The following is a 23217-nucleotide window of genomic DNA, read 5'->3' on the forward strand; positions in this document are numbered from 1 at the left end:
TCACTGCACCTCCGGGGTGAGAGCCTTCTCGGCGGCCCTTCTGATCGCTCGGCGACCGCGCCGGCCCCGGGGCAGGGTCAGGCGCCAGCGCTGGGCCGGGTCGGTGGCCAGCCGGGCCCAGGAGGCCAGGATCGTCGCCGAGACGGTGGTGACCACGATCGCCAGGCCGGGGAAGAACGAGAGCCACCAGGCGGTCTGGAGATAGGTGCGACCCTGCGCCACCATCAGGCCCCAGCTCACCGACGGCGGCTGGATGCCGATCCCGAGGAAGCTCAGCGACGACTCCGACAGCATCACGAAGCAGAAGTCGAGCGTGGCCACGGTCAGCAGTGTGGGCAGGACGATCGGCAGCACGTGCCGGAAGATGATCGCGGAACTGCGGGTGCCGAACGTGCGGGCGGCGTCCACGAAAAGCCGGCTCTGCAGCTCGGCGGACTCGGCCCGGGCGGTGCGCAGATAGATCGGGATCCGGGTGATGGCCAGCACCAGAATCAGGTTCGCGGAGCTGGGCGAGAAGATGTAGAGCACCACGACGGCCATGAGCAGCGACGGGAAGCTCAGGATGATGTCGGCGATCCGCATCACCACGGTCTCCCGCCGGCCCCGGTGGTAGCCGGCCCACATCCCGATCAGCGAGCCGATCACCAGCGAGAGCAGTACCGCCGGCACGGCCACCGAGAGCGTGGTGCGGCTGGCCACGATCAGCCGGGCCAGCACGCTGCGCCCGAGGGCGTCGGTGCCGAGCACGTTCAGCCAGCCGTCGGAGAGGCGGAACGGTTCGGCGTTGGCGTCGAGCAGGTTCTGCTGCGCCGCCTCGTCCCCCACGAACATCGGGCCGAAGGCGGCCACCAGGGCGACGAAGGCCAGGACGAGCGCGGCGCCCGTCGCCACCCAGTCTCGCAGCAGCAGCCGCCAGAGCGCGACCTGGCTGGAAACCCTGGATTCACTGGGTGCTTCCAGAACTGCGGTCATGCCGACACCTTCTCCCGGACCCGGGCATCGAGCAGTGCGTAGCCGATGTCGATGAGGATGTTGAGAACGAAGATGGACACCGCGGTCAGCAGGACGCACGCCTGCAGCACGGCAAAGTCGCGACCGAGGATCGAGTCGATCATCAGCTTGCCGATACCCGGCCAGCCGAAAATGGTCTCGACCACCACGGCACCGTTGACGAGGCCCACCATCAGGTCACCGGCCACGGTCAGGGCGGGTGCCGCGGCGTTGCGCAGTGCGTGGTGAGTGACGACGCGCAGATCGCCTGCCCCCTTCGAGCGGGCCAACCGCACGTAGGGCGCCGACAATGCACTCACCATCGCGCCCCGCACCACCTGCGTGAGCACGCCCAGCGGACGGATCACCAGTGTCGCCACCGGCAGCACCCACGAGGCCATTCCCCCGGTCACCCCCGAGGTGGGCAGCCAGCCCAGCCCGACGGCGAAGATCCAGACGCCGATGATGGCGAACCAGAAGTCCGGCACGCTGGCCGCGGTCATGGACAGGAAGCTGGAGATCCGGTCGGCGATCGAGTTCGGCCGGTAGGCGGCCCAGCTGCCGATGATCACGGCCCCGACCACCGCGATCAGCATGGTCGAGAAGGCCAGCTGGAGCGTGGCCGGGAAGGCCCGCAGGGCCATGGTGGCCGCCGACTCCCCGGTGCGCAGCGACTCGCCGAAGTCCAGATGCAGGATGCCCCAGAGGTAGTCGCCCATCTGGGCCCAGACCGAGTCGTCCAGGCCGTTCTGCTCGATGAACTGCTGCCGTTGCTCGGGAGTGGCGGAGACCGGCAGGTAGAGGTTGGCCGGGTCACCGGTCAGCCGGGCCAGGAAGAACACGCCGAGCAGAACGGCGACGAGCGGCAGCAGACTGGTGATCGCCCGGCGGCGCAGGAATCCGGTCATGACACGGGACTCATCTCTGCGAGCCGCATCTCGTCACCGGTTGCCGAGTCCGGCTGGTACGAGACGCTCGCGGACCGGGCCAGGATCGCGCTCATGTGCGCGATGTAGGCGTACTGGACGACCTTCTCCTGTTCGTACGGCCAGAGTTTCTCGAAGGCCGCCTGCCGTTCGTCACCCTTCAGCTCCTCGGCGTCCCGGATCGACGCGTCGAACTCCTCCGTGCCCCAGGAACTCTGGTAACCCTCCCGAAGCATGTACTGGTCCAGCGTGAAGGCCGCGTCACCGGCCTGGTTACCGTGCATGATCATCAGCAGGTACGGCCCGGTGTCCTCGGGGAAGGGCCGGATCTGATAGGTCAGCTGGGTGTTCGTGTCCATCATCTGGATCTTGACGTTGAGACCGGCCTTGGCCAGCTCGCTCTGGATCACCTCGATGGTCTCCGCGATGCGCGGGAACTGCCCGGTGCGGGCGATCAGCCGGATCTGGGTGTCGACCGGGACCCCGTCCGCCTTCGCCTGGGCAACCAGCTCCCTGGCCTTGGCGGGATCGTAGGGCCAGACCTTCTCGTCCGGGTTGTAGCCGACGATGCCCTCGGGAATCAGCTCACCGGCGGGTGTGGCGAGATTCTCGAAAAGGGTCTTCACCAGGGTGTTCCGGTCGACTACGTAGTTGATCGCCTGGCGAACGCGGATGTCGTCGAGTGGCGGCTGGTCGGCCTGGATGCGCAGGGCGGTGGTCTCGTTGTTGCGGTAGGCCACGGCGAGTTCGCCGGCGCCGTCCTCGGGCGCCAGACTGGTGGCGATGTCCGCCTCACCGTTGGTCACCATGGCCGCCCGCACACTGCCCTCGGCCCGCCAGACGTAGTTGACGCTCTGGTACCCCGGCCGGCCGCCCCAGTAGTTCGGGTTGGCCTCCAGCGAAAGCCTCTGCCCGCTCTGCCAGTCGGCCACCTCGTAGGGGCCGGTCCCGATCGGGACGCGCACCTTCTCGGTCGTACTGGTCTTCGTGGAGACCATCTCGACGAACGAGAGGCGCAGCGGGAGGATCGGGTCGGGCTCGGGGGTGGTGACGGTCAGCGTGGTGGCGTCCACGGCCTTCACGTCGAGGTCGGTGTCACCGAAAACGTAACCCTCGACCTCACACCCGAGGTCGGAGTTGACCGCCCGGTCGATCGTGAAGGCGGCCGCATCCGCGTCGAAAGGGGTTCCGTCGGTGAACGTGACGCCCTTGCGCAAGGTGAACGTCCAGGTGTCGTCGCTGGTCTGCTCCCACGCGGTGGCGAGTTTCGGCGCCAGTTCACCGGTATCGGCGTCCCGTTCGACGAGCGGCTCGGTGATGTTCGACCGGAGCACGACCCCGGTCGAGGTCAGCGAGCTCTGACAGGCCTCCAGCGTCGGGGGCTCCTCCGGCAACACGATCCGCAGGCCACCCGCACCCCCGCCGGTGACGTACTCGGAGTTGGCGACGGTGCAGCCGCTGACGATCAGGGCCGCCCCCAGAACAGCGGCGATCAGCAGGGGCTTTCGGGGAGATGGTGGGCTCAACATTGAGTTCCTTCCCAGCCGTCCACGGATGTGAACACGATCTGGATTCGTAGACGTACCGTAGGTGTGCTCCTTTGTGACGTCAACCACTGATCAGCAATACCCTTCGGGTATCGACCCATGCCCAACGTGGCTTGGACAGGTATCGAAAAGGCTGCCTAGCGTGGACGGAACCCACGACTTTCTGGAGCCGTCGATGTCTCGTTATTCGCCCACCGAACTGCGTGATGCCCTCGGGTCGGGCCTGCTGTCGTTCCCGGTCACGCACACCGACGCCGACCTGGCCCTGGACGAGAAGGGGTTGCGGGAACACCTGCGCTACCTGCGGGAGTACGACGCCACGGGTCTGTTCGCGGCGGGCGGCACGGGTGAGTTCTTCGCCCTCACCCCGGCCGAGGTCGAGCGGGTGGTGAAGATCAGCACCGAGGAGGTGACCGAGGTGCCGGTGGTGGGTCCGGCCGGCTACGGCACGGGAATCGCCGTCGAGATGGTGCAGGCCGCCGACCGCTCCGGCGCCGACGGCATCTTCCTGCTGCCGCCCTACCTGACCGAGATGACGCAGGAGGGCCTGTACCAGCACGTGGCCCGGGTCTGCTCGGCGACCGATCTCGGGGTCGTGGTCTACCACCGCGCCAACGCCAAGTTCGTCGCGAGCACGGTGAACCGGCTCGTCGCGCAGTTCCCCAACTTCATCGGCTTCAAGGACGGCATCGGCGACATCGACCTGATGGCCAACCTGTACGCCACCCACGGCGAACGGCTGGTCTACGTCGGCGGGCTGCCCACGGCCGAGACCTACGCGCTGCCCTACCTCGAGCTGGGCGCCACCACGTACTCCTCGGCCATCTACAACTTCGCCCCGCAGTGGGCCGGTGAGTTCTACCGGTCCGTGCGGGCCCGCGACCGCGACGACGTGTACCGCCGTCTGCGCGAGTTCGTCTTCCCCTACCTGGAGATCCGCAATCGCCAAGCCGGTTACGCGGTCTCCATCGTGAAGGCGGGTCTGCAGGCGGTCGGCCGCCCGGCCGGCTCGGTTCGTCCCCCGTTGGTCGACCTCACCGCCGAGGAACTGTCCGAACTCACCGACCTGGTCAAGAAGGTGGTCTGAGATGTCCCCCGTGGAACTCACCGGCGAGATGCTGATCGGCGCCTCGGACGTCTTCGGCAGCTCCGGCACCTTCACCGGCCGCGACCCCCGCACGGGCGAAGATCTCAAGCCGGTCTACGGTCTCGGCGACCGGACCGAGGTGGAGCAGGCGGCCGGGCTTGCCTGGGACGCCTTCCGTAGCTACCGCCAGACCGACGGCGAGACCCGGGCCGCCTTCCTCGATCGCATTGCGGCGAATCTCGAGGCCGTGACCGGGGAACTGGTGACACGGGTGGTCACCGAGACCGGCATCGCCGAACCCCGGGTGCGCGGTGAGCTGGCGCGAACCGTCAGCCAGCTGCGGCTGTTCGGCCGGGTCCTGCGGGAGGGCAGCTGGATCGGCGCCCGGATCGAGCCGCCGCTGCCCGACCGCAAACCGTTGCCCCGTCCGGATCTCCGGCAGCGCAAGATCCCGCTGGGCCCGGTCGCCGTCTTCGGGGCCTCGAACTTCCCGCTGGCGTTCTCGGTGGCCGGTGGCGACACCGCGTCCGCCCTGGCCGCCGGCTGCCCGGTCATCGTCAAGGCGCACAGCTCGCACCCGGGCACCTCGGAGATCGTCGGCCGGGCGATCCGGGCCGCCGTCGCCGAGTCCGGCCTGCCGGAGGGCGTCTTCTCCCTTCTCTACGGCCGCGGCTCGAAACTGGGCACCGCGCTGGTGGCCGACCCCCGCGTCCGGGCGGTCGGTTTCACCGGTTCCCGCGGCGGGGGCCTCGCCCTCGCCGCCACCGCCGCCGCGCGTCCAGTACCCATTCCCGTCTACGCGGAGATGTCGAGCGTCAACCCGGTATTTCTTCTGCCGGGTGCTCTTTCGGACGCACCGGAAGACCTCGGCGCCGCCTTCGTCACCTCCCTGACCACCGGCACCGGGCAGCTGTGCACCAACCCCGGGCTGGTGTTCGCCGTCGATTCCCCCGCACTGGAGATCTTTCTGGAGTCGGCCGCAGCTTCGGTCAGCGCCACCCCGGCCGCCCCGATGCTGAGTCAGAGCATCTGCTCGGCCTTCTCGGAAGGTGTACAACGGTACGCCGCACATCCCGCGGTGCAGCCGGTCGCTGCCGGTGGTCCCGGCGAGAGCATCGACGCCGCGGGCGTCACTCATCTCTTCACCACCACCGGTTCGGCCTTCCTGGCCGACAAATCCCTGCACGAAGAGGTTTTCGGGGCAGCCTCACTGGTGGTCAGAATTGAGGACGCCTCTGCGCTCCCGTTGATCGTAGAGGCGCTGGAGGGGCAGCTCACCGCCACGATCCATGCGGGCGCCGCCGACCTGCACCTGGCCGGGCAGTTGCTGCCCGAACTCGAGCTCAAGGTCGGGCGGATCATCTTCAACGGCTGGCCGACGGGTGTGGACGTGGGCCAGGCGATGGTGCACGGCGGCCCCTACCCGAGCACGTACGACGGGCGCAGCACCTCGGTCGGCACGCTGGCGATCGAGCGGTTCCTGCGGCCGGTCGCCTACCAGGACCTCCCCGAGCCCCTGTGCCCGGCGGGCCTGGACGACGCCAACGAGCTGGGCATCTTCCGCCAGCTCGACGGCACGTACGGCCGCGCCTGAAGAACACCCCCTGCCGTGATCATGCAGAACCTCCCCAGCGTTCTAGAACTGTGGCCGTGAGAGTTCTAGAACTCCGGGGAGGTTTTGCATGATCACGGACGAAGTGAGGGGGCATGAACGAGATGCAGGGCGCGGTATCGACGGATTCCAGCATCGGCGAAAAGGGTGGAGATGAGTGTGGACGAGGGCGTCCGGCATTCCGGGAAGGGTTCTACCGCGGGGGTTCCCGTGGTCACCGGGATGCGGGTGGTGCCGGTGGCCGGGCGGGACAGCATGTTGCTGAACCTCAGTGGCGCGCACGGGCCGTATTTCACGCGCAACGTGGTGATCCTGACCGACTCGGCGGGGAACACCGGGCTCGGGGAGGTGCCGGGGGGTGAGGCGATCCGGGCCACGCTCGCCGACAGCACCCCGTTCGTGGTCGGGCAGCCGATCAGCCGGTACCACGCGGTGCTGCGGCAGGTGCGCGCGGCGTTCGCCGGCCGGGACTCCGGTGGGCGGGGCCGGCAGACCTTCGACCTGCGCACCACCGTGCACGTGCTGACAGCCCTGGAGTCGGCGATGCTCGACCTGTTCGGCCAGCACCTCGGGGTGCCGGTGGCCGACCTGCTCGGAGAGGGGCAGCAGCGCGACGCCGTGCTCATGCTCGGGTACCTGTTCTTCGTCGGCGACAGCGCCAAGACCGATCTGCCGTACCGGAAGGCCGACCGGGGCGACGACTGGGAACGGCTGCGCGACCGGGAGGCCCTGACCCCCGAAGCCGTGGTGGCCCTGGCCGAGGCCGCCCAGCAGCGCTACGGGTTCTCCGACTTCAAGCTCAAGGGCGGTGTGCTGCCGGGCCCGGACGAGGTCGACGCCGTCATCGCCCTGCACGAGCGGTTTCCCGACGCCCGCATCACGCTCGACCCGAACGGCGTCTGGCCGCTGCGCGACGCGATCGGGTACGGCCGCCGGATGCGGGGGGCGATCGCGTACGCCGAGGATCCGTGCGGTGCCGAGGCGGAGTACTCCGGGCGCGAGGTGATGGCCGAGTTCCGCCGGGCCACCGGGCTTCCCACCGCCACGAACATGATCGCCACCGACTGGCGTCAGCTCGGTCACGCGATCAGCGCGGGTGCCGTCGACATCCCACTGGCTGATCCACACTTCTGGACGATGGCCGGCTCGGTGCGGGTGGCTCAGCTCTGCGAGGCCTGGGGACTGACCTGGGGCTCGCACTCGAACAACCACTTCGACATCTCGCTGGCCATGTTCACCCAGGTCGGGGCGGCGGCACCGGGTGAGATCACTGCACTCGACACGCACTGGATCTGGCAGGACGGTCAGCGTCTCACCCGGCAGCCCCCGGTGATCGAGAACGGCCTGGTCAAGGTCCCCGCCGCACCCGGACTGGGTCTGGAGCTGGACGAGGACCGGCTGGCGGAGGCCCACGAGCTGTACCGGCGCAACGGTCTCGGCGCGCGCGACGATGCGATTGCCATGCAGTATCTGATCCCGGGCTGGTCGTTCGATCCGAAGCGACCGGCGCTGGACCGTTGAACCGATAAGGAGTTTCAGAATGACCGTGTTGCAGGTCGGAACACTCAAGCCGTCACTCACGCAGACCCTGGAGCGTCGCCACCGGGCGATCGGGCTGCCCGACACCGACCGTGACGACTTCCTGGCCGAACACGGTGAGGCTGTCACCGCGATCGTCACCTCCGGCCGGTTCGGGGTGTCGGCCGACCTGATGGCGAAGCTGCCGAACCTGGGCGCGATCGTGAACTTCGGCGTCGGGTACGACACCACCGACGTCGACGCCGCCCGGGAGCGGGGCATCCTGGTCAGCAACACGCCCGACGTGCTCACCGACTGCGTGGCCGACACCGCCGTGGGCCTGTTCCTGGACGTGATACGGGGATTCTCCGCCGCCGACCGGTTCGTGCGCGCCGGGAGCTGGCCCGCCGAGGGTAACTTCCCGCTCACCCACCAGGCCGGCAACCGCCGGGTCGGCATTCTCGGGCTGGGCCGCATCGGCAGCGCGATCGCCCACCGGCTGACCGCTTTCGGCTGCACGATCAGCTATCACAACCGCCGCCCGGTGGAGGGCAGCCCACACACCTACCGCGCCGACCTGGTCGAGATGGCCCGCGAGGTGGACGTTCTGGTGGTCGCGGCGGCCGGTGGCCAGAGCACGTCCGGTCTGGTCAGCCGCGAGGTACTCACCGCGCTGGGCCCCCAGGGATATCTGGTCAACATCGCCCGCGGCAGCGTCATCGACGAGGAGGCCCTGGTCGAGCTGCTGCTGGAGGGGAAGCTGGCCGGCGCCGGGCTCGACGTGTTCGAGCACGAGCCGAAGGTGCCGCCGGCCCTGTTCGGTCTCGACAACGTGGTGCTGCTGCCGCACCTGGGCAGCGGCACGGTCGAGACCCGCGGGGCCATGGAAGACCTCACCCTCGCCAACCTGGACAGCTTCCTGCACTCCGGAACCGTGCTGAATCCCGTCCCCTGAAGTCTCCCGAAAGGAAGTCGTCGATGAGCATCGTCGTCGGGTACTGGCCCACCGCCGAAGGACGCGCCGCGCTGCGGCACGGCGTGGACGAGGCCCTGCACCACCAGACCGACCTTCTGGTCATCAGCGACCCGGGTGATGCGCCGGAGCGCGACCGGGACGCGAAGGCCGCCGAGGTGTCCGGGGTCACCGTGACCACGCGGAACGCCTCGGACGCGGGGATGGCCGCCGAGCTCATCGACGCCTCGTACGTGGAGGGTGTGACCCTGCTGGTGATGGGGCTGCGCCGCCGCTCGCCGGTGGGCAAGCTGCTGCTCGGCAGCATCTCCCAGCAGGTCCTCCTCGACGCCCAGTGCCCGGTCGTGGCCGTCAAACCACACGTCAGCGCAGTTGGGTGACTGTCAGGTAGCGAAGATCGACTCCACCGCCGACACTCAGGACATGCCCAGCACAGGACAGCCAGGACGGCACGACCGCAACGCCACGCAGCAGGTGGACAAGGCCGTGAACGGCGCCATGAACGGCGTCGACGGCTCCAGCCACCGGATCGCGAACATCGGTGAGCGTACCCTGCGCCTGGCCGAGGACGCGGTCTACGTGGCGGTGGCCGGACTGCTCGTGGTCGGGGCGGTGGTGCTGCTCTTCGATGCCGCCACCGCACTCGGCACTATCGGCGACGGGGCCGACACCGCGGTGCTGTCGCTGCTCGACCGCCTGCTGCTGGTCTTCATCCTGGTCGAGCTGATCTTCGCGGTGCGGATGACGCTGTCGCGCCGGGAGATCGTGGCCGAGCCGTTCCTGATCGTCGGCATGATCGTCTCGATCAAGGAGATCATCCTGCTCTCGGTCGAGGTGGCGAACGTGCTGGAGGGCAAACCGACCACCGAGGGCACCAAGGACCCGACCGCGTTCGCCCTGCAGATCGCTCTGCTCGGGCTGCTCGTGATCGTGCTGGCCGTCAGCGTGCTGCTGCTGCGCATGAAAGAGCGCGAGCCGGTCGAGGGCGAGCGCAACCAGCAGTTCGACCAGCAGTCGGCAGGCGTCGGCCCGGTGCCGGAGAACGCTCGCGACGAGAACCGCGACGGCAAGACCCACGAGGCCGGCGAGAACGCCGGGTCCCGCTAGAACTTCTGGTACATGACGTGCAGGCCGACCAGACCGTGCGCCAAGCTGTCGAAGGCCTCCGGCACGATGCCGATCGTCTCGAACCCGAGTGAGTGCCAGAGCTTCACGGCCACGGTGTTGGTGTCGACCACGGCGTTGAACTGCATGCCGTGGTAGCCGGCCGAACGGGCCCAGTCGAGCACGTACAACCCCAGGGCCCGGCCCACCCCCTGACCCCGGGCCTTCGACGAGACCATGAAACTGGCCGTGGATACGTGTGATCCGCGGGCCGGGCGGTTCGGCCCGGAATGGGCCGTACCGAGGATCGTGCCGTCGTCGCCGACCGCCACCACAGTGATCGACGGCGCGGGCCCGACCCACACCTGGCGGCATTCCTGCTCGGTCCAGTCCGGGTCGTAGGCGTAGGTCTCACCGCCGTCGATCACCTCACGGATGATCGTGTACACAGCCGGCCAGTCGGCGTCCTCGAAAGCGCGGATCCTCATCGGCCCAAACTACAAAATGGAGGTCCCCCAGCCCTAGCGGGCCGGGAGGCGCCCCGAGCGGGTGGGCACCCATGGTGCCCGCCCGCGTCCTCAATTTCGGCTACTCAGGGGGTGGCCGACTCGCTGGGGGTGGGATTGGTCGCCTCGCTCGGGGTCGTACCCCCGGCCGTGGCCGCGATCGACGCGTCACCCGCCTCGTCGGCCGTGCTCACCGGATCAGGGGTGATCTCGTCCGGCGTGGCCAGCGATTCCTGGGTCAGCTTGGCGGTCGACCAGTCCTGCACCGTGGCGAAATTCGTGGCGCCGGCCGGGACCGGGTCGCCCACGCCGGCGTCGGCGGAGCAGGTGCGGTCGTCTTTGATCGGCTGCGGCTCGAAGTAGTGGACGTCGAAAGCCGAGTTGTTGCCGTAGGTGTCGGCCCGGGTCTGGTCGGGCAGGGCCGGGTCGGCCAGCTGGTAGCGGATGATCCGGGTGTACTGGCAGTTCGTGCCCACCGAGAGGATCGAGAACTCCATCGGGTCACCGGCATCGGCCAGCAGACCGCCCAGGCCGGTGGTGCCCTCGACCAGCCGGATGTGGCCCCGGTCGCTGCGCTGCAGGTCGTCGGTGTCGTTCTGGTGATGCACGTGGCCCGAGGAGGTGGCCCGCACCGACTGCCCGAGGGTGGTGGCCATGGCGTCGGCCATCACCGGCTCGTGGGCCAGCAGCAGGTCGAAATACGTGTCCCGGTTGAGGTTCTGCACCGCCGTGGTGGCGGCCGCGGTCTCCAGCTTGGTGACGATGTCCACATTGTCGGAGCCCGCGTCACCGCTCGCGCCGTAGGTGCGGGGGTCACCGACCCCGTAGACCTGCAGGCCCATCGCGTTGACGACCTCCTGGTCGAGCACCGTGACACCGGGGATCTCGGCCATCCTCCGGGCCACCGGGCCCGAGTCGTGGTTGCCCTTGATCCAGATCATCGGGGTCTTCTCGGTGATCCGCCGGATCGAGGCGACATAACTGTCGGTCAGTTCCCGGGTATTGCCGACGAGCGTCTCGTCCCCGTTGTTGACCAGCAGCTTCACGTCGTTCGCGTCGATGTACTCCTGGAGGTAGTTGTAGATGTCGCGGCGGTGCACGTCGGAGATGAACATGACGTTGTAGGCGGTGGCCGGGCTCTCCTGCGAGGTGGCCGGCGGCTGAGTCAGCGCGTCCTGCAGGCGCAGCACCGCGCGCACCTTGTCGGCGGCGCCGGCGTCCCGGGCGTCCAGGGCGGCGAGTTTGTCCGGCGTGGCGGCAATGTCGGCCAGCAGACCGGTCACGGCATACCGCTGCCACCAGTCCGAGCGGTAGGTGGCACCGATGGTCCCGCTCAGGGCCACCACCGCCACCAGGGTCGAGGTGCCGACCAGCGTGCCGGTGGCGGCCAGGCGATGACGGCGCGTACCGGCCCGCACCGGGTCGTTGTTCGCCAGCACCGAGATCGCGCCGTCCACGATCAGGTCGCCGATCAGCGCCCCCACGATCAGGCCCACGATCGCGGCAAGGACGAAGTGCAGCAGCATCGCCGGCACCTCGTCCTCCAGCTGGGACCGGAACTCGGCGGTGAAGGCGGCACCCCCGCTGGTGGCCTCGCGCACCGCGTCCAGGTCGATCCGGGGGGTCACGTGCAGACCGATCGGCACGGCGGTGACGTCGCGGAACTGCAGCGATCCGAGGCTGGAGTCGACGGTGATGCCGCGGTGGGCCGGGGTGACCGAGCCGCTCACCACCACGTCGACGTTCGCGACCGTGGAGCGGTAGGGGTAGACCGAGACGGCGATGGCGGCCACGGCGAGCGCGGCCAGCAGGGACGCGGTGAAGCGCGACGCGGCGCGAACCGGATGCTCCGTGCGGCGGAACATCTGCCGCACGGTCCACCGGCGCACGGTGGAGGCATACCGGCGGGCCCGGGCCGGGGCGGAGATCGGCCGGGCCGGTTCGGTGGAGTTGGTGGGCTGGGTGGACTCGGCAGGCGCGTCGGGCTCGGACATCGACTCGAGGCTAGCCGGGGTCGCGAAGATCGTCGCGCCGAAAACCCGGGGTCACCGTTCGTGGGGACGCTGCGGACCGTACGGGTGATGCAGGCCCAGTTCCTCAGCTCCGGAGCGTGTATCGCCGATCACCCGAGCGTGAACGGTCCCGGCAGCGTGCGGTTGTTCGCGCTGGCACTCGCCGAGGAACGGCCGATGTGGGAGCTCGCCGCGCCGGTGCAGGCCGTCCGGGCGCACCACCGCTGTGCGGAGGCCGACGACCTGCTGGGTGCGGCGCCCGGCCTGGCGGTCGTGGACGAGGAGGCGCAGCGGGCCGGTTTCCTGTCGCGCCGCCGCCTGGAGCAGCGCCCCCACGGCCTGCTCGGGCGGGTGCGGGCCCGGACGCCGGTGGGGCGGATCTCCGACTGGTCGATACCGGTGCTGCCCTCGTCCGTGACCCTCGCGGCCGCGGTGGAGGCGGTGCTGTCGCGGCGGGAGGAGAACCGCTACGACGACCTGCTGCTGCACGGCCCGCAGGGTGGGACCGGGGCCTGGCGTCTGCTGCCGGCCGGGGCGGTGCTGGAGGCGCTGGCCGCGAGCATGGCCCGGCGGGCGAGCCCGGACGAGCTGACCGGGCTGCTGAACCGGGGCGCGTTCTTCGAGCACCTGCACGAGCTCAGCCGGGGGCTGCCCGGGCCCGGACGGTGGCGGAGATGCTGGCCGGCCTGGCGCGGGGTCTGTCCATCACGGTGACTGCCGAAGGGGTAGAGGCCGCAGAGCAGCTGCGGGAGCTCGGGGTCGACCACGTGCAGGGGTATTTCGTGGCCCCACCGGCTCCCGCCCCGGTCGTCGAGGCGGTGCTGACCGCCCAGCAGTTCGGGGTGGGGGCAGGGCCCCTGCCCCGCACGTTCTTCCTCCCGGATTAGCCCCCTGGCACCTTATTTGCTGTCGCCGGACATGAGCTTTCAGGACATCAGCTTTCAGGACATGTCTTTCAGGACATGGCGGACGAGACCGGCAGTTCGCGGGGCACGGCGAGCACCGGGCAGGGCGGCTGCATCAGTACGTCGCGGCTGACCGACTCCCGGATCGGCCGGTAGAGCTCGCCCGGCCGGCTGCCGACCACCAGAAGTTCCGCGCCGCGCCCGAGTTCGGCCAGTGCCGCACCCGGGTCGCCGGTGGTGCGGACCACGTTGAACTGCACGTCACGCAGGCTGCCCACAGCGTCGTGGACACCCCAGCCGGCGTTGCTGTGGCTGGGCTCGACGTGCAGCACCTGGAGTTCGTAACCGCGACGCCGGGCCTCCTCGGCGGCCGCCTTCACCACCTGGGCGTCGGACTCGTGCGAGCCCACCGCCGCCAGGATGAAGGGGTGGGCGCCGACCGGGCGGGGCGAGGCGTCTTCCGGAACCACCAGTACCGGGCACTTCGCCGCCCGCACCAGCCCGGCGCTGACCGAACCGGGTTCGCAGGCCGGGGCCTGGTACCGCCCCGCCGACCCGATGACCAGCAGCCGGGCCGCGCTGATCGGGAAGGCGTCGGGCTTGATGTCCTCGTCGTCCAGGCAGTACCCGCTGATACTGGGCAGGGGGTACCGCAGGCGCAGGGCCTCGACCGCGTCCGTCAGCTGGCGCCAGGCCGCGACCACTCCGGGAGCATCGTCCTGGTGGGGTCCCCGCGGATCGTGCCCGGTGGACGAGCGCCGGCGCAGGTCGGTGATGAGCGTCAGCGGCAGATGACGTCGTTCGGCTTCCTGGGCGGCGCGGTCGAGCAGCCGGGTGTGCTGCCAGCGGCCGTCGAACCCGGCAACGATCCGTGGCGTGTGTTCACCGTTCATGGCCCTCTCCCGTCGTGTCGAACCGATATGAACCGCGATTCCAGAATCCGCCGCACTACCACAGCTGATCAGAGGCGCTGGGCATCGGGGGTTCAGGACCAAGGTCCCGTCACTCGGCGTATTTGGGGGCCGAATGACTTTCGACCATCCCGGGGCACGCGGATACGGTGGAGCCATGAGGTTTCCGCAACCGGCGGAAGGCATCACCACGAAGGCAAGGAGAGGGCTGTGATCAGGGTCTTCCTGCTCGACGATCACGAGGTCGTCCGGCGCGGGCTGGTCGCCCTTCTGGAGGCGGCCGGGGACATCGAGGTGGTCGGTGAGTCCGGCTCCGCCCAGGAGGCGCAGCGACGGATTCCCGCGCTCCGCCCCGATGTCGCCATCCTCGACGCGCGGCTTCCCGACGGCAGCGGCATCGACGTCTGCCGCGAGGTGCGCTCGGCCGACCCCAACATCAAGGCCTTGATCCTCACGTCCTACCAGGACGACGAGGCCCTGTTCAGCGCGATCATGGCGGGTGCCGCGGGGTACGTGCTCAAGCAGGTGCGCGGCACCGATCTCCTCGACGCGGTGCGCACCGTGGCCGCGGGCCAGAGCCTGCTCGACCCGGCCGTCACCCTGAAGGTGCTCGAACGGATCCGCAACGGCGAGAAGCCTTCCGAGCCCGACCAGCTGGCCGCCCTCACCGCGCAGGAACGCCGCATCCTCGAGCTGATCGCCCAGGGCATGACCAACCGGCAGATCGGCGAAACGCTGTTCCTGGCCGAGAAGACGGTGAAGAACTACGTGTCGTCGCTGCTGGCCAAGCTCGGTGTGGAGCGCCGCACCCAGGCCGCCATCCTGGCCACCAAGCTGATCAAGGGCAACTGACCGATCTTCTGCAAGGGCCCGGAAACCGCTTGGTTTCCGGGCCCTTTCCTATGCCTTCGAAGGAGCCGACGCGGGCCGGGCCATCGGCAGCCGGAAGGTGACCCAACCGGCGTCCTTGAATCCCAGGGCTGGTTTCTCCACGAGTTTCCAGCTCAGCAGGGCGACCACGGCGGCCGCGGCCAGACCGGCCGGGACGAAGACCCAGACGCCGTAGGTGGCCAGGCCCAGCAGGTTGAACACCTGCAGCAGGGGCCAGTGGTACACATACAGCCCGTACGAGATGTCGGTGCGCGGGTCCGGAATCCTCAGCCGCGAAACGGCCAGCGCCAGGCAGAGATAGCCGAACGCCGGGCCGGCCAGCACGCGGTAGTCGTCGAAGAACGCGACCCCGGCGACGACCACGCCGACACTGGCCAGGGTGAGCCGGCGGCTCATCGGCACCTGATGGGCGTACAGGTACAGCACCGAGCCGATCAGGAACATGAACGACAGCCGCAGGATGCGCTCCTGGCCGAGATACACGATCTGGTAGTCGTTCAGCACCGTGACCACCCACAGGGCCCCCACGGCGCCGAGAGTCATGACCGGCCGGCGCCGCAGCCCACCGAACACGCCCAGCGCGATGATCGACGCGTAGCAGGTGGCCTCGTAGAACAACGTCCAGAGCGAACCGTTAAGCACACCGGTCATCTCGACGTCGCTCGGCAGCCCGGAGACGCCCCACTGCCGCATCAGCAGCGCGGCGTTGCGGATCACGTAGTCGAACGCCGAGTCCTGGCCGTTGATCAGCGTTCTCATCGGCACGCCCTGCAGCCAGGCGATCAACGGGGCGATCAGCGTGGCGGTGACCACGAGGCAGACCCAGAAACCGGGCATGATCCGCAGGAACCGGTGCCAGGTGTAACGGCGCACCGAGTCCAGCCGCAGGTAGCTGCCGACCAGCAGGAAGCCGCTCAGCACGAAGAACGCGTCCACGCACAGCTCGCCGAGCTGCGTGCCGGCGAACTGCGGCTGCCAGCCGTAGCCGATCTCGGTGGCGTGGGTGACGCCGACCGTCAGGGCCAGGACCAGGCGCAGCAGGCCGAGGTGGTTGTGGCGCGGGCTGAAGCGGGTCCCGAGGGTCTTGGGGTCGGCACCGCGGCGGTGAGGACGCGGGTCACGACGACGCAGGGCCCCTCGGGTCAGGTGCAGGGCGGCGGCGCGGCGGGACCGGCGCGGCGCCGGCTCGGAGTGCTGCTCGCGCAGTTCGCGGCGCAGCGGGAGCTGGGTGGTGGGCGCCGTGGGCGGGCCCAGGACCGGACCCTTCCGAGGTGAGCTCGGCAGAGGGCTCGGCAGAGGGCTCGGCAGAGGGCTCGGCAGGGAGCCGATACCGGTGATCGGGGACGGTGGGTCGGCCGGGCCGAAAATCTGCGGGTAGCCCCAGCCGGCCTCCTGCAGATTCCCGGCCGGGCGTTTCTCGGTGTCCGGGTCGTCGGTGGTGCCCTCGACCGCCTCGTCCACCATGACCGCACCGGAGTCGCCGGGCGCGGGCCGGGCCGTCTTGACGGCCTCCTTGATCACCGGGATCTGCCCGGTCGCCAGGGACGCTCCCGTGACGGGACCGGCGTCGAAGTCCCGCCGGGGACGTACGGGGAGCGGGGTTGGCTCCTGGGAAACCAAAGTTCCTCTCCCTCCGGCCTGCCTGAGGCCGTACACATGCGGGCGCGCCGACCGGGAGAAATCCGTCATTCCCCCGGCGAATCACACGCCTGTCCCGAAAAAATCCTGGGCACCCGGTACGGGCGACCCGCCGGAATGGTGCTGCGCCGGGAGATAGGAGGAAATCAAGGGGTCATAAACAGGCGCCCAACCCGAAAAACCCGATTCGGTACCCGGTGAACCATGACCGCCAGTTGCATCTGTGCTGCACAGAGCGGTGATCCGCAGGTCAGAACCCGGGCTAGGGATTCGCTACGTACAGGTCGCATCCAGGGTTGCCGCGAGCATGCTCACATTTCCCGGTTAAGCCGTATTCAGTACCGGAACTCTCCGGAATGACTTTCCTACCCTGGGTTCCGGCAAATGCCGGGCCCAGGCCAAGGTAATCCGTGCAGTACGGAGCGCAGCCAGTCCACAGACCGCCAGCCGCATCCGGGGATATCCGAACCAGCGCGCCAGGCCGGCGAGGATCAAGGGCCGGGTGAACCTGACATAGGCCAGCGCGTAGTAGGCACCGGTCCAGCCGCCCCGCCGCGACCCATCCGGCACCCCACGGCCCCAGCGCGATAAGCAGGCTACCCACCACCGAGGCGATCCCCCGACGATCGTCACCGGACGGCGCCCGTGCCGGTCGGAAAGCGCCGAGGCCACCAGGAGCCCCGGAACCAGACCGGCCACGTAGGCGACCGGCAACGTGTCCACCCCCACGGTGGAGTAGCCGTGAGCCCGGTACATGACCACCAGAGGCGTGAATTCGTTGCCGCCCCCGCCGATCGTGGCCACCAGGGCGGCGACGGCCGGCCGGTGCGCGTCAGCGCGGCCCCGCCAGCCACTGCCCGCCCCCCGATGGGTGGCGGAAAATGTGCCCGCAGGGCGGATTCGTGCCCGTCGACGTCGCGCTCGCGGATCGGCCCCGCCATCTGCAGATAGATACAAGATCCCCTGACCCTTGTTTGCGATCATGCAGAGTTCTAGAACTCTGGGGAGGTTTTGCATGATCACGGAAAGGTTTTTTTGGGAGGGGTCAGGCCACGCCTAGTTGGCGCAGGGCTGCCGTCGTCACCGCGGCTGCGATCACCACCAGTGGGAACGGGGCCCGGAACAGCACCAGCACCACGGCCAGCGACACCCCGGTGAACCGGGCCCAGCCGGCGAAGGAGCCGTCCTGGATCAGGGTGCTCGTGGCGATCAGGGCGGCCAGGAGGGTGGTGGCGGCCGAGGCCATCCAGGCCTGTGCCCTTTCCGAGAACTCGTAGCGGCCGGCCAGTGCCGGGCCTGCGATCCGGAAGGCGAAAGTGCCTGCGGCAAGGACGAGGACGGCCAGAATGGGCATCAGGGACGCCCATCGGCGCGCTCGGCGGAGCGGGCTCGGTCCGGGTGCTCGGTCCGGGTGGGCTCGGTCCGGGCGCCGGACGAGCGCGACCAGGCCCGCCAGCGAGGCCAGCACCGGCAGCCCCGCGGGCAGCAGGGGTGTACTGACAACCGCTACCAGGCTACCGATTCCGGCACTGGCCCGGATGCGGCGGGTGTTCAGGGCCGGCAGCACGATCGCGACCAGCACGGCGGGGAACGCGGCGTCCAGGCCGAGCGCGTCGGTGTCGCCGATCCAGGTGCCGGCCACCGCCCCGGCCACCACGCCGATGTTCCAGCAGACGAACAGCGCCACCCCGCAGGCCCAGAACACGGCGGCGCGACGTGCCGGATCACGTTCGGCCAGGGCCAGGGCCACCGTCTCGTCGGTGACGATCTGCGCGCCGAGCGCCCGGCGCAGGGGGCCACCCCGGATCATGTCGGAGACGCTGAAGCTGAAGGGCAGGAGCCGGGCGTTGAGCAGCAGGCCGGTGACGACGGCGGCGGTCGCGGACCCACCGGCGAGCACCGTGCCGACCGCGGCGAACTGCGCCCCACCGGCGAACACCAGAAGGCTGAGCACCACCGGCACCCAGCGGTCCAGGCCTCCGCCGACGGCGATCGCGCCGAACGACACGGCCACCAGGGTGTCGGCCGCACAGACAAGAGCAATGGCCCGGGCCCGTTCCGGACCCACCGTTCGCCATACTGACCGCATGCCCGTAAGGATGAACGTGGCATCCTGCGTTCGTCAAACGAAACGAGTGATCGGTACGGCGAACGCCCATGCTTCCCGATGATGATTCCCCGCTCGACCCCAAGGCCGTGCTGGCCGCCGCCCTGCGCAGCGAGCGCGAGCGCAGCGGCATGTCGCTGAGCGAGCTGGCCAAGCAGGCCCGGCTGGCCAAGTCGACGCTTTCCCAGCTGGAGTCGGGGGCCGGCAACCCGAACGTCGAGACCCTGTGGGCCCTGGCCACAGCGCTCGACCTGCCGGTGAGCCGGCTGATCGACCCGCCCCGGCCGAAGATCGGTGTGGTGCGCAACGGTCAGGGCACGCCGCTGGTGTCGGGACAGGGTGACTATGCGGCGTATCTGATGTCGGCCGGCCCGGCCGGTGTCACGCGCGACCTGTACCGGCTGAACGTCGAGATCGGGCCGGGCCGGATCTCCGAGCCGCACCGGGTGGGCACGATCGAGCACGTGGTGCTCGGTTCGGGGCGGGCCCTGGTCGGGCCGACGAGCAACCCGATCGAGCTGGGGCCGGGCGACTACATGGTCTATCCGGGCGACGTGGAGCACATGTTCCAGGCCCTGACGCCCGGCGTACTGGCCACACTGATCAGTGAGAACCGATGATGGCCGACATGAATGACGACCCTTTCGGCCTCGGGCGTTTCGTCGAGGCCCAGAACTCCGGCGGTACCTACGAGCGGGCCGTGGCCGAGCTCCGCGCCGGGGCCAAGACCACCCACTGGATGTGGTTCGTCCTGCCGCAGGTCGCCGGCCTGGGCCTGAGCGCGACCTCGGTGCGGTACGCGATCAACGGCCTGCCCGAGGCCCGGGCCTACCTGGCCCACCCCGTCCTCGGACCGCGCCTTCAGGAGTGCGCGTCGATCCTGCTGGGCCTGCGCGACACCACCGCGCCCGCCGTGCTGGGCTCGGTGGACGCCGCGAAGCTGCGCTCCTCGATGACGCTTTTCGCCTACGCCGCGCCGGAACGCCCGGTGTTCCGCGAGGTGCTGGAGAAGTACTTCGACGGGCAGGAAGACGACGCCACCACGGCCCGTCTCGGCGAGGAACCTACGCCAGCGGGTGAAGAAGAAGACTGAGCAGCCCGGCGACCAGCGCCGCGGCCGGCAGCGTCAGCACCCACGCGGTGAGGATGTCACCGGCGACGCCCCAGCGAACGGCGGTGCGGCGCTTGGTCGCGCCCACTCCCATGATCGCCGCAGTGATGGTGTGGGTGGTCGAGATCGGGGCGTGGAAGGCGTAGGCGGTCGTGTAGAGCACGGACGAGGCGACCGTCTCGGCCACGAAACCCCGCGCCGGGTCCAGCTCGATGACGCCCCGGCCCAGGGTGCGCATGATCCGCCAGCCGCCGGAGGCGGTGCCCAGGCTGATCGCCGCCGCGGCGGAAAGCGTCACCCAGAGGGGAATCCCGGCGCCACTGCTGTGATAGCCGCCGGCGATCAGGGCGAGGGTCATGACACCCATCGTCTTCTGGGCGTCCTGCAGACCGTGCCCGAGCGACATCGCCGCGGCGGAGACGATCTGGGCGGTGCGGAACCCGCGGGTCACCGGCCCGGGCCGGGCCCGGCGGAAGAGCCAGAGCACACCCACCATGGCCAGGAAGGCGAGACCGAACCCGACCAGCGGTGAGAGCACCATCGGGATCACCACCTTGTCCAGGATCACCGACCAGTGCACGGGCGATGAGACCACGACCGCGGCGCCGGCCAGGCCACCGATCAGGGCGTGGGACGAGGAGGAGGGCAGTCCGAGCGCCCAGGTCACCAGGTTCCAGGTGATGGCACCGGCCAGGCCGGAGAACACGATGAGCAGACCCTCGTGCCCGCTCGGTGGGCTGATGATGCCGCTGCCCACGGTCTCGGCCACGCCGTGGCCCAGCAGGGCACCGATCACGTTGAAGACGGCGGCCATGGCCAGGGCGGCCCGCGGGGACAGGGCGCGCGTCGAGACCGCTGTCGCGATGGCGTTGGCCGCGTCGTGAAAACCGTTGGTGTAGTCGAAGACCAGCGCGACGGCCACGACCAGGACCACGAGGGTCAGGGTCAGGGACACGGGTCAGGACTCCTTGACCGCGATGGTCTCGACATGGTGCGACACCAGTTCGAAGGCGTCGGCGGCGTCTTCCAGGGCGTCGATGACCTCGCGCACCTTGAGCAGCTCGAGCGGCTGGTAGGCACCGGAGAAGAGCTCCGCGAGCATGTCGCGGTAGGCCTCGTCCGCGTCGTTCTCCAGCCGGTTGATCTCGACCCAGTACTCCTCCAGGCCCTTCATCGTGTGCAGGCCCGGCAGGGCGGCGGCGGTGACGGCGGCCTGCTGCTGGAGCACGGACAGCTGAATCTCGACCCCGTCGGGCAGCTTCGCCGGATTGGCGAGCACGACCATGTCGGCCGCCGCCTCCATGTTGTCCATGCAGTCGTCCAGCGCCGAGGACAGGGCGTAGATGTCCTCACGGTCGAAAGGCGTGACGAAGGTGGTGTTCAGCTTCCGCATCGTGGCGTGCACGATCTCGTCGCTGGCGTGCTCGGCGTCGCGGACCTTCAGCAGCAGGTCGGGGCGGTCACCGGCCTGGGCCCGGATCACGGCCTGCAGCAGATCGGCCCCCTCGACCAGCGCGTTTCCCGCCTGGACGATCAGGTCGATGATGGTCGTGTCCCTCGGCGTCAGTCTGAGCCGCATCCGTGCACCTCCGTGTGTCGGCGCCCGACTGTAGCCAGGACCGGCCCGCACTCCCAATTGGGGTACACGTTCGGATCCCCCGTGGTTCAGGTGCGGTTCAGGCGGTGTTCACACAGTCACCGCAGATGCCCCCGCATGGCCTGCAGCACCGCCGCGGGCTGCTCGACGTTGGCCAGGTGCGCCGCCTGCGGCACCACCACGAGGTCGGCGCCGGGGATCGAGTCGGTCAGCTCCTGCGCCATGGCCGGCGGCGTGGCGATGTCACGGGCACCGGCGATCACCCGGGTCGGTACCCGCAACCCGCCCAGCGCGTCGCGGGAGTCGAAGGTCGCCAGGGCCTCGCAGCAGGCGGCGTAGCCCTCCGCGTCGATGCCGGTCTGGGCCTCGAGCAGTTCCCGGCCGTGCGGCGGCACCGGCGCGTCCGTCACGAACCAGCGGCCCCGGGCGAGGTCGACCAGAAAACCGGTGCCCTCGGCCCGCACCCGCGCGGCCCGGTCGAGCCAGGGCGCCGGGTCGTCGCCGAAGGTCGCCGAGGTGCAGACCAGGACGAGTTTCGTGACCCGGTCGGGGTGATCGAGCGCGAGTTGCTGCCCGATCGCCCCGCTCATCGAAAGGCCGCAGTAGACGAAGGTTTCGACACCCACCGCGTCGGCGACCCGGAGCACCTCCTCGGCCAGGGCCCGGACGGTGTACGGGCCCACCGGAGCGGGTTTGCCGTCGTGACCGGGCAGGTCGAAGCGGACAACCCGAAAGTCCTGCACCAGCCCGGGCAACTGCGGGTCCCAGAGGTGGTGCGAGGTGCCGATCGAGGAACCGAGCACGAGCACGGGTGCCTGTGGATCGCCGTCCACCACGTAGTTGATCATCGCCACCCTGCTCGTTCCGTCAGAGAACCCGCGTCCACCATACGTCGCGAACCCGGCAACCCGGCGGTGTTCAGATTCCCGTCATCAGACCGCCGTCCACCTGAAGGCTGACGCCTGTGACGTACGAGGCTGCGGGTGAGAGCAGGAACACCGCGGCGGCGGCGAACTCGTCCGGGTCGCCGTAGCGGCCCGCCGGGATCTTCCCGCTCCACTGCTCCTGGATCTCGTCCACACTGAGACCCGACCGCAGAGAACGGCCCTCGTCGAGCTGGGCGACCCGATCGGTGGCGATCCGGCCGGGAATCAGCTGGTTGACCCGGATGTCCGGAGCCCAGCTGCGGCTCAGCGACTTGGCCAGGGCGGCCACACCCGACCGGAACACGCTGGAGAGGATCAGGTCGTCGGAGGGCTCCCGCACCTGGCTCGAGGTACAGAACAGGACGCTGCTGTCGCCCTTCACCAGATGCGGCCGGGCGGCGCGCACCAGGCGCACGGCCGGGCGCAGCAGCAGCTCGAACCCGAGCTGCCAGTCCTCGTCCACCGTGTCGTCGAAGCCCTTGGCGGGTGGGCCCCCGGTGTTCACCACGACACCGTTCAGGCCGCCGAAGCGGGTGGCCGCGTCCTGCACCCAGGCGTTCAGCGCGTCCCCGTCGGTCAGGTCGACGGGACGGCCGGTCGCGGTGCCGTTGACGGCGCCCTCGTTCAGCGCGGTCACCGCGGTCTGGACCCGGTCGGCGGTGCGCCCGCAGATCGAGACGTCATGACCGGCCAGCACGAGCTGCCGGGCGATCGCGTGGCCCAGGCCGGACGTCGCCGCGGCCACCAGGTACCCACTCATCAGTTCTCCTTAACCCGCCCGACCGGGCGGTGGCCGAGGTCCGACCCCTGACGGTAGTACCCCGACCCCGGCCGTCAGGGCCCGTCCCGGAATCAC

At 69.6% G+C, this 23217-nt stretch carries 23 protein-coding genes; 11 read left to right on the forward strand and 12 right to left on the reverse strand.

What is annotated here, in order from left to right; all coding sequences use genetic code 11:
* Genes LR393_RS09530 through LR393_RS09540 form a run of 3 tightly spaced genes read right to left on the reverse strand, consistent with a single transcriptional unit; the run spans position 1 to position 3445 of the window.
* Positions 1-972 (reverse strand): ABC transporter permease, encoded by a 972-nt coding sequence (locus tag LR393_RS09530; RefSeq protein WP_231483211.1) that lies wholly within the window; start codon positions 970-972, stop codon positions 1-3.
* Positions 969-1898, reverse strand: a complete 930-nt coding sequence (locus LR393_RS09535) for an ABC transporter permease (protein ID WP_231483212.1) — start codon at positions 1896-1898, stop codon at positions 969-971. The genes LR393_RS09530 and LR393_RS09535 overlap by 4 nt, the downstream gene beginning before the upstream one ends.
* On the reverse strand, positions 1895-3445 hold the full coding sequence (locus LR393_RS09540; protein WP_231483213.1) for an ABC transporter substrate-binding protein: 1551 nt from the start codon (positions 3443-3445) through the stop codon (positions 1895-1897). Before LR393_RS09540 ends, LR393_RS09535 begins: the two co-directional genes overlap by 4 nt.
* Before the next feature lie 193 nt (positions 3446-3638).
* Here LR393_RS09540 and kdgD point away from each other — a divergent pair, with 193 nt between their 5' ends.
* The 6 genes from kdgD to LR393_RS09570 all read left to right on the forward strand — a co-directional run bounded on the left by kdgD (position 3639) and on the right by LR393_RS09570 (position 9760).
* Positions 3639-4550, forward strand: coding sequence for a 5-dehydro-4-deoxyglucarate dehydratase (gene kdgD / locus LR393_RS09545; RefSeq protein WP_231483214.1), 912 nt, complete (start codon positions 3639-3641; stop codon positions 4548-4550).
* Position 4551: 1 nt separating this feature from the next.
* Positions 4552-6144, forward strand: coding sequence for an aldehyde dehydrogenase (NADP(+)) (locus LR393_RS09550; RefSeq protein ID WP_231483215.1), 1593 nt, complete (start codon positions 4552-4554; stop codon positions 6142-6144).
* A gap of 171 nt (positions 6145-6315) precedes the next feature.
* Complete coding sequence (locus LR393_RS09555) at positions 6316-7683, forward strand: enolase C-terminal domain-like protein (RefSeq protein ID WP_231483216.1); 1368 nt, start codon at positions 6316-6318, stop codon at positions 7681-7683.
* 19 nt (positions 7684-7702) lie between these two features.
* Positions 7703-8635 (forward strand): 2-hydroxyacid dehydrogenase, encoded by a 933-nt coding sequence (locus LR393_RS09560; protein ID WP_231483217.1) that lies wholly within the window; start codon positions 7703-7705, stop codon positions 8633-8635.
* Positions 8636-8658: 23 nt separating this feature from the next.
* The gene (locus tag LR393_RS09565) at positions 8659-9033 is read left to right on the forward strand and encodes a universal stress protein (RefSeq protein ID WP_231483218.1); all 375 of its coding nucleotides are present in this window, start codon (positions 8659-8661) and stop codon (positions 9031-9033) included.
* A gap of 43 nt (positions 9034-9076) precedes the next feature.
* The gene (locus tag LR393_RS09570; RefSeq protein ID WP_231483219.1) at positions 9077-9760 is read left to right on the forward strand and encodes a phosphate-starvation-inducible PsiE family protein; all 684 of its coding nucleotides are present in this window, start codon (positions 9077-9079) and stop codon (positions 9758-9760) included.
* On the opposite strand, the gene LR393_RS09575 is transcribed toward LR393_RS09570, so the two are convergent.
* Together LR393_RS09575 and LR393_RS09580 are read right to left on the reverse strand one after the other, a co-directional pair.
* Positions 9757-10245, reverse strand: coding sequence for a GNAT family N-acetyltransferase (locus LR393_RS09575; RefSeq protein WP_231483220.1), 489 nt, complete (start codon positions 10243-10245; stop codon positions 9757-9759). The genes LR393_RS09570 and LR393_RS09575 overlap by 4 nt on opposite strands.
* Before the next feature lie 104 nt (positions 10246-10349).
* Complete coding sequence (locus LR393_RS09580; protein WP_231483221.1) at positions 10350-12257, reverse strand: metallophosphoesterase; 1908 nt, start codon at positions 12255-12257, stop codon at positions 10350-10352.
* Between the two features lie 60 nt (positions 12258-12317).
* Between LR393_RS09580 and LR393_RS09585 the strand changes: the two genes are divergently transcribed.
* Both LR393_RS09585 and LR393_RS09590 read left to right on the forward strand, forming a co-directional pair.
* Positions 12318-12989, forward strand: a complete 672-nt coding sequence (locus LR393_RS09585) for a hypothetical protein (protein WP_231483222.1) — start codon at positions 12318-12320, stop codon at positions 12987-12989.
* The gene (locus LR393_RS09590; RefSeq protein ID WP_231483223.1) at positions 12950-13162 is read left to right on the forward strand and encodes an EAL domain-containing protein; all 213 of its coding nucleotides are present in this window, start codon (positions 12950-12952) and stop codon (positions 13160-13162) included. Before LR393_RS09585 ends, LR393_RS09590 begins: the two co-directional genes overlap by 40 nt.
* A gap of 68 nt (positions 13163-13230) precedes the next feature.
* Here the strand turns inward: LR393_RS09590 and LR393_RS09595 are convergent, their stop codons facing one another.
* Positions 13231-14073, reverse strand: coding sequence for a universal stress protein (locus tag LR393_RS09595; protein ID WP_231483224.1), 843 nt, complete (start codon positions 14071-14073; stop codon positions 13231-13233).
* Positions 14074-14301: 228 nt separating this feature from the next.
* Between LR393_RS09595 and LR393_RS09600 the strand changes: the two genes are divergently transcribed.
* The gene (locus LR393_RS09600) at positions 14302-14943 is read left to right on the forward strand and encodes a response regulator (protein WP_231483225.1); all 642 of its coding nucleotides are present in this window, start codon (positions 14302-14304) and stop codon (positions 14941-14943) included.
* 48 nt (positions 14944-14991) lie between these two features.
* On the opposite strand, the gene LR393_RS09605 is transcribed toward LR393_RS09600, so the two are convergent.
* Both LR393_RS09605 and LR393_RS09610 read right to left on the reverse strand, forming a co-directional pair.
* The gene (locus LR393_RS09605; protein ID WP_231483226.1) at positions 14992-16602 is read right to left on the reverse strand and encodes an acyltransferase family protein; all 1611 of its coding nucleotides are present in this window, start codon (positions 16600-16602) and stop codon (positions 14992-14994) included.
* Between the two features lie 1063 nt (positions 16603-17665).
* Positions 17666-18709: an AzlC family ABC transporter permease gene (locus LR393_RS09610; protein WP_231483227.1), complete on the reverse strand. Its 1044-nt coding sequence runs from the start codon at positions 18707-18709 to the stop codon at positions 17666-17668.
* Between the two features lie 68 nt (positions 18710-18777).
* Here LR393_RS09610 and LR393_RS09615 point away from each other — a divergent pair, with 68 nt between their 5' ends.
* The gene (locus LR393_RS09615) at positions 18778-19347 is read left to right on the forward strand and encodes a helix-turn-helix domain-containing protein (protein WP_231483228.1); all 570 of its coding nucleotides are present in this window, start codon (positions 18778-18780) and stop codon (positions 19345-19347) included.
* Positions 19348-19355: 8 nt separating this feature from the next.
* Positions 19356-19820 carry a DUF1810 domain-containing protein gene (locus LR393_RS09620; protein ID WP_231483229.1) on the forward strand — a complete coding sequence of 155 codons (465 nt, stop codon included), beginning with the start codon at positions 19356-19358 and terminating at the stop codon, positions 19818-19820.
* Here LR393_RS09620 and LR393_RS09625 read toward each other — a convergent pair.
* From LR393_RS09625 to LR393_RS09640, 4 genes are all read right to left on the reverse strand, one after another.
* On the reverse strand, positions 19792-20787 hold the full coding sequence (locus LR393_RS09625; protein ID WP_269326975.1) for an inorganic phosphate transporter: 996 nt from the start codon (positions 20785-20787) through the stop codon (positions 19792-19794). The two genes, LR393_RS09620 and LR393_RS09625, sit on opposite strands and share 29 nt — an antisense overlap.
* A 9-nt stretch (positions 20788-20796) precedes the next feature.
* Complete coding sequence (locus LR393_RS09630; RefSeq protein ID WP_231483231.1) at positions 20797-21417, reverse strand: DUF47 domain-containing protein; 621 nt, start codon at positions 21415-21417, stop codon at positions 20797-20799.
* Between the two features lie 116 nt (positions 21418-21533).
* Positions 21534-22283, reverse strand: a complete 750-nt coding sequence (locus LR393_RS09635) for an alpha/beta fold hydrolase (RefSeq protein ID WP_231483232.1) — start codon at positions 22281-22283, stop codon at positions 21534-21536.
* 70 nt (positions 22284-22353) lie between these two features.
* On the reverse strand, positions 22354-23121 hold the full coding sequence (locus tag LR393_RS09640) for an SDR family oxidoreductase (protein ID WP_231483233.1): 768 nt from the start codon (positions 23119-23121) through the stop codon (positions 22354-22356).
* Positions 23122-23217 lie beyond the last annotated feature (96 nt).

This window comes from Kineosporia mesophila (genome assembly GCF_021129235.1).
Taxonomy (GTDB): Bacteria; Actinomycetota; Actinomycetes; order Actinomycetales; family Kineosporiaceae; genus Kineosporia; species Kineosporia mesophila.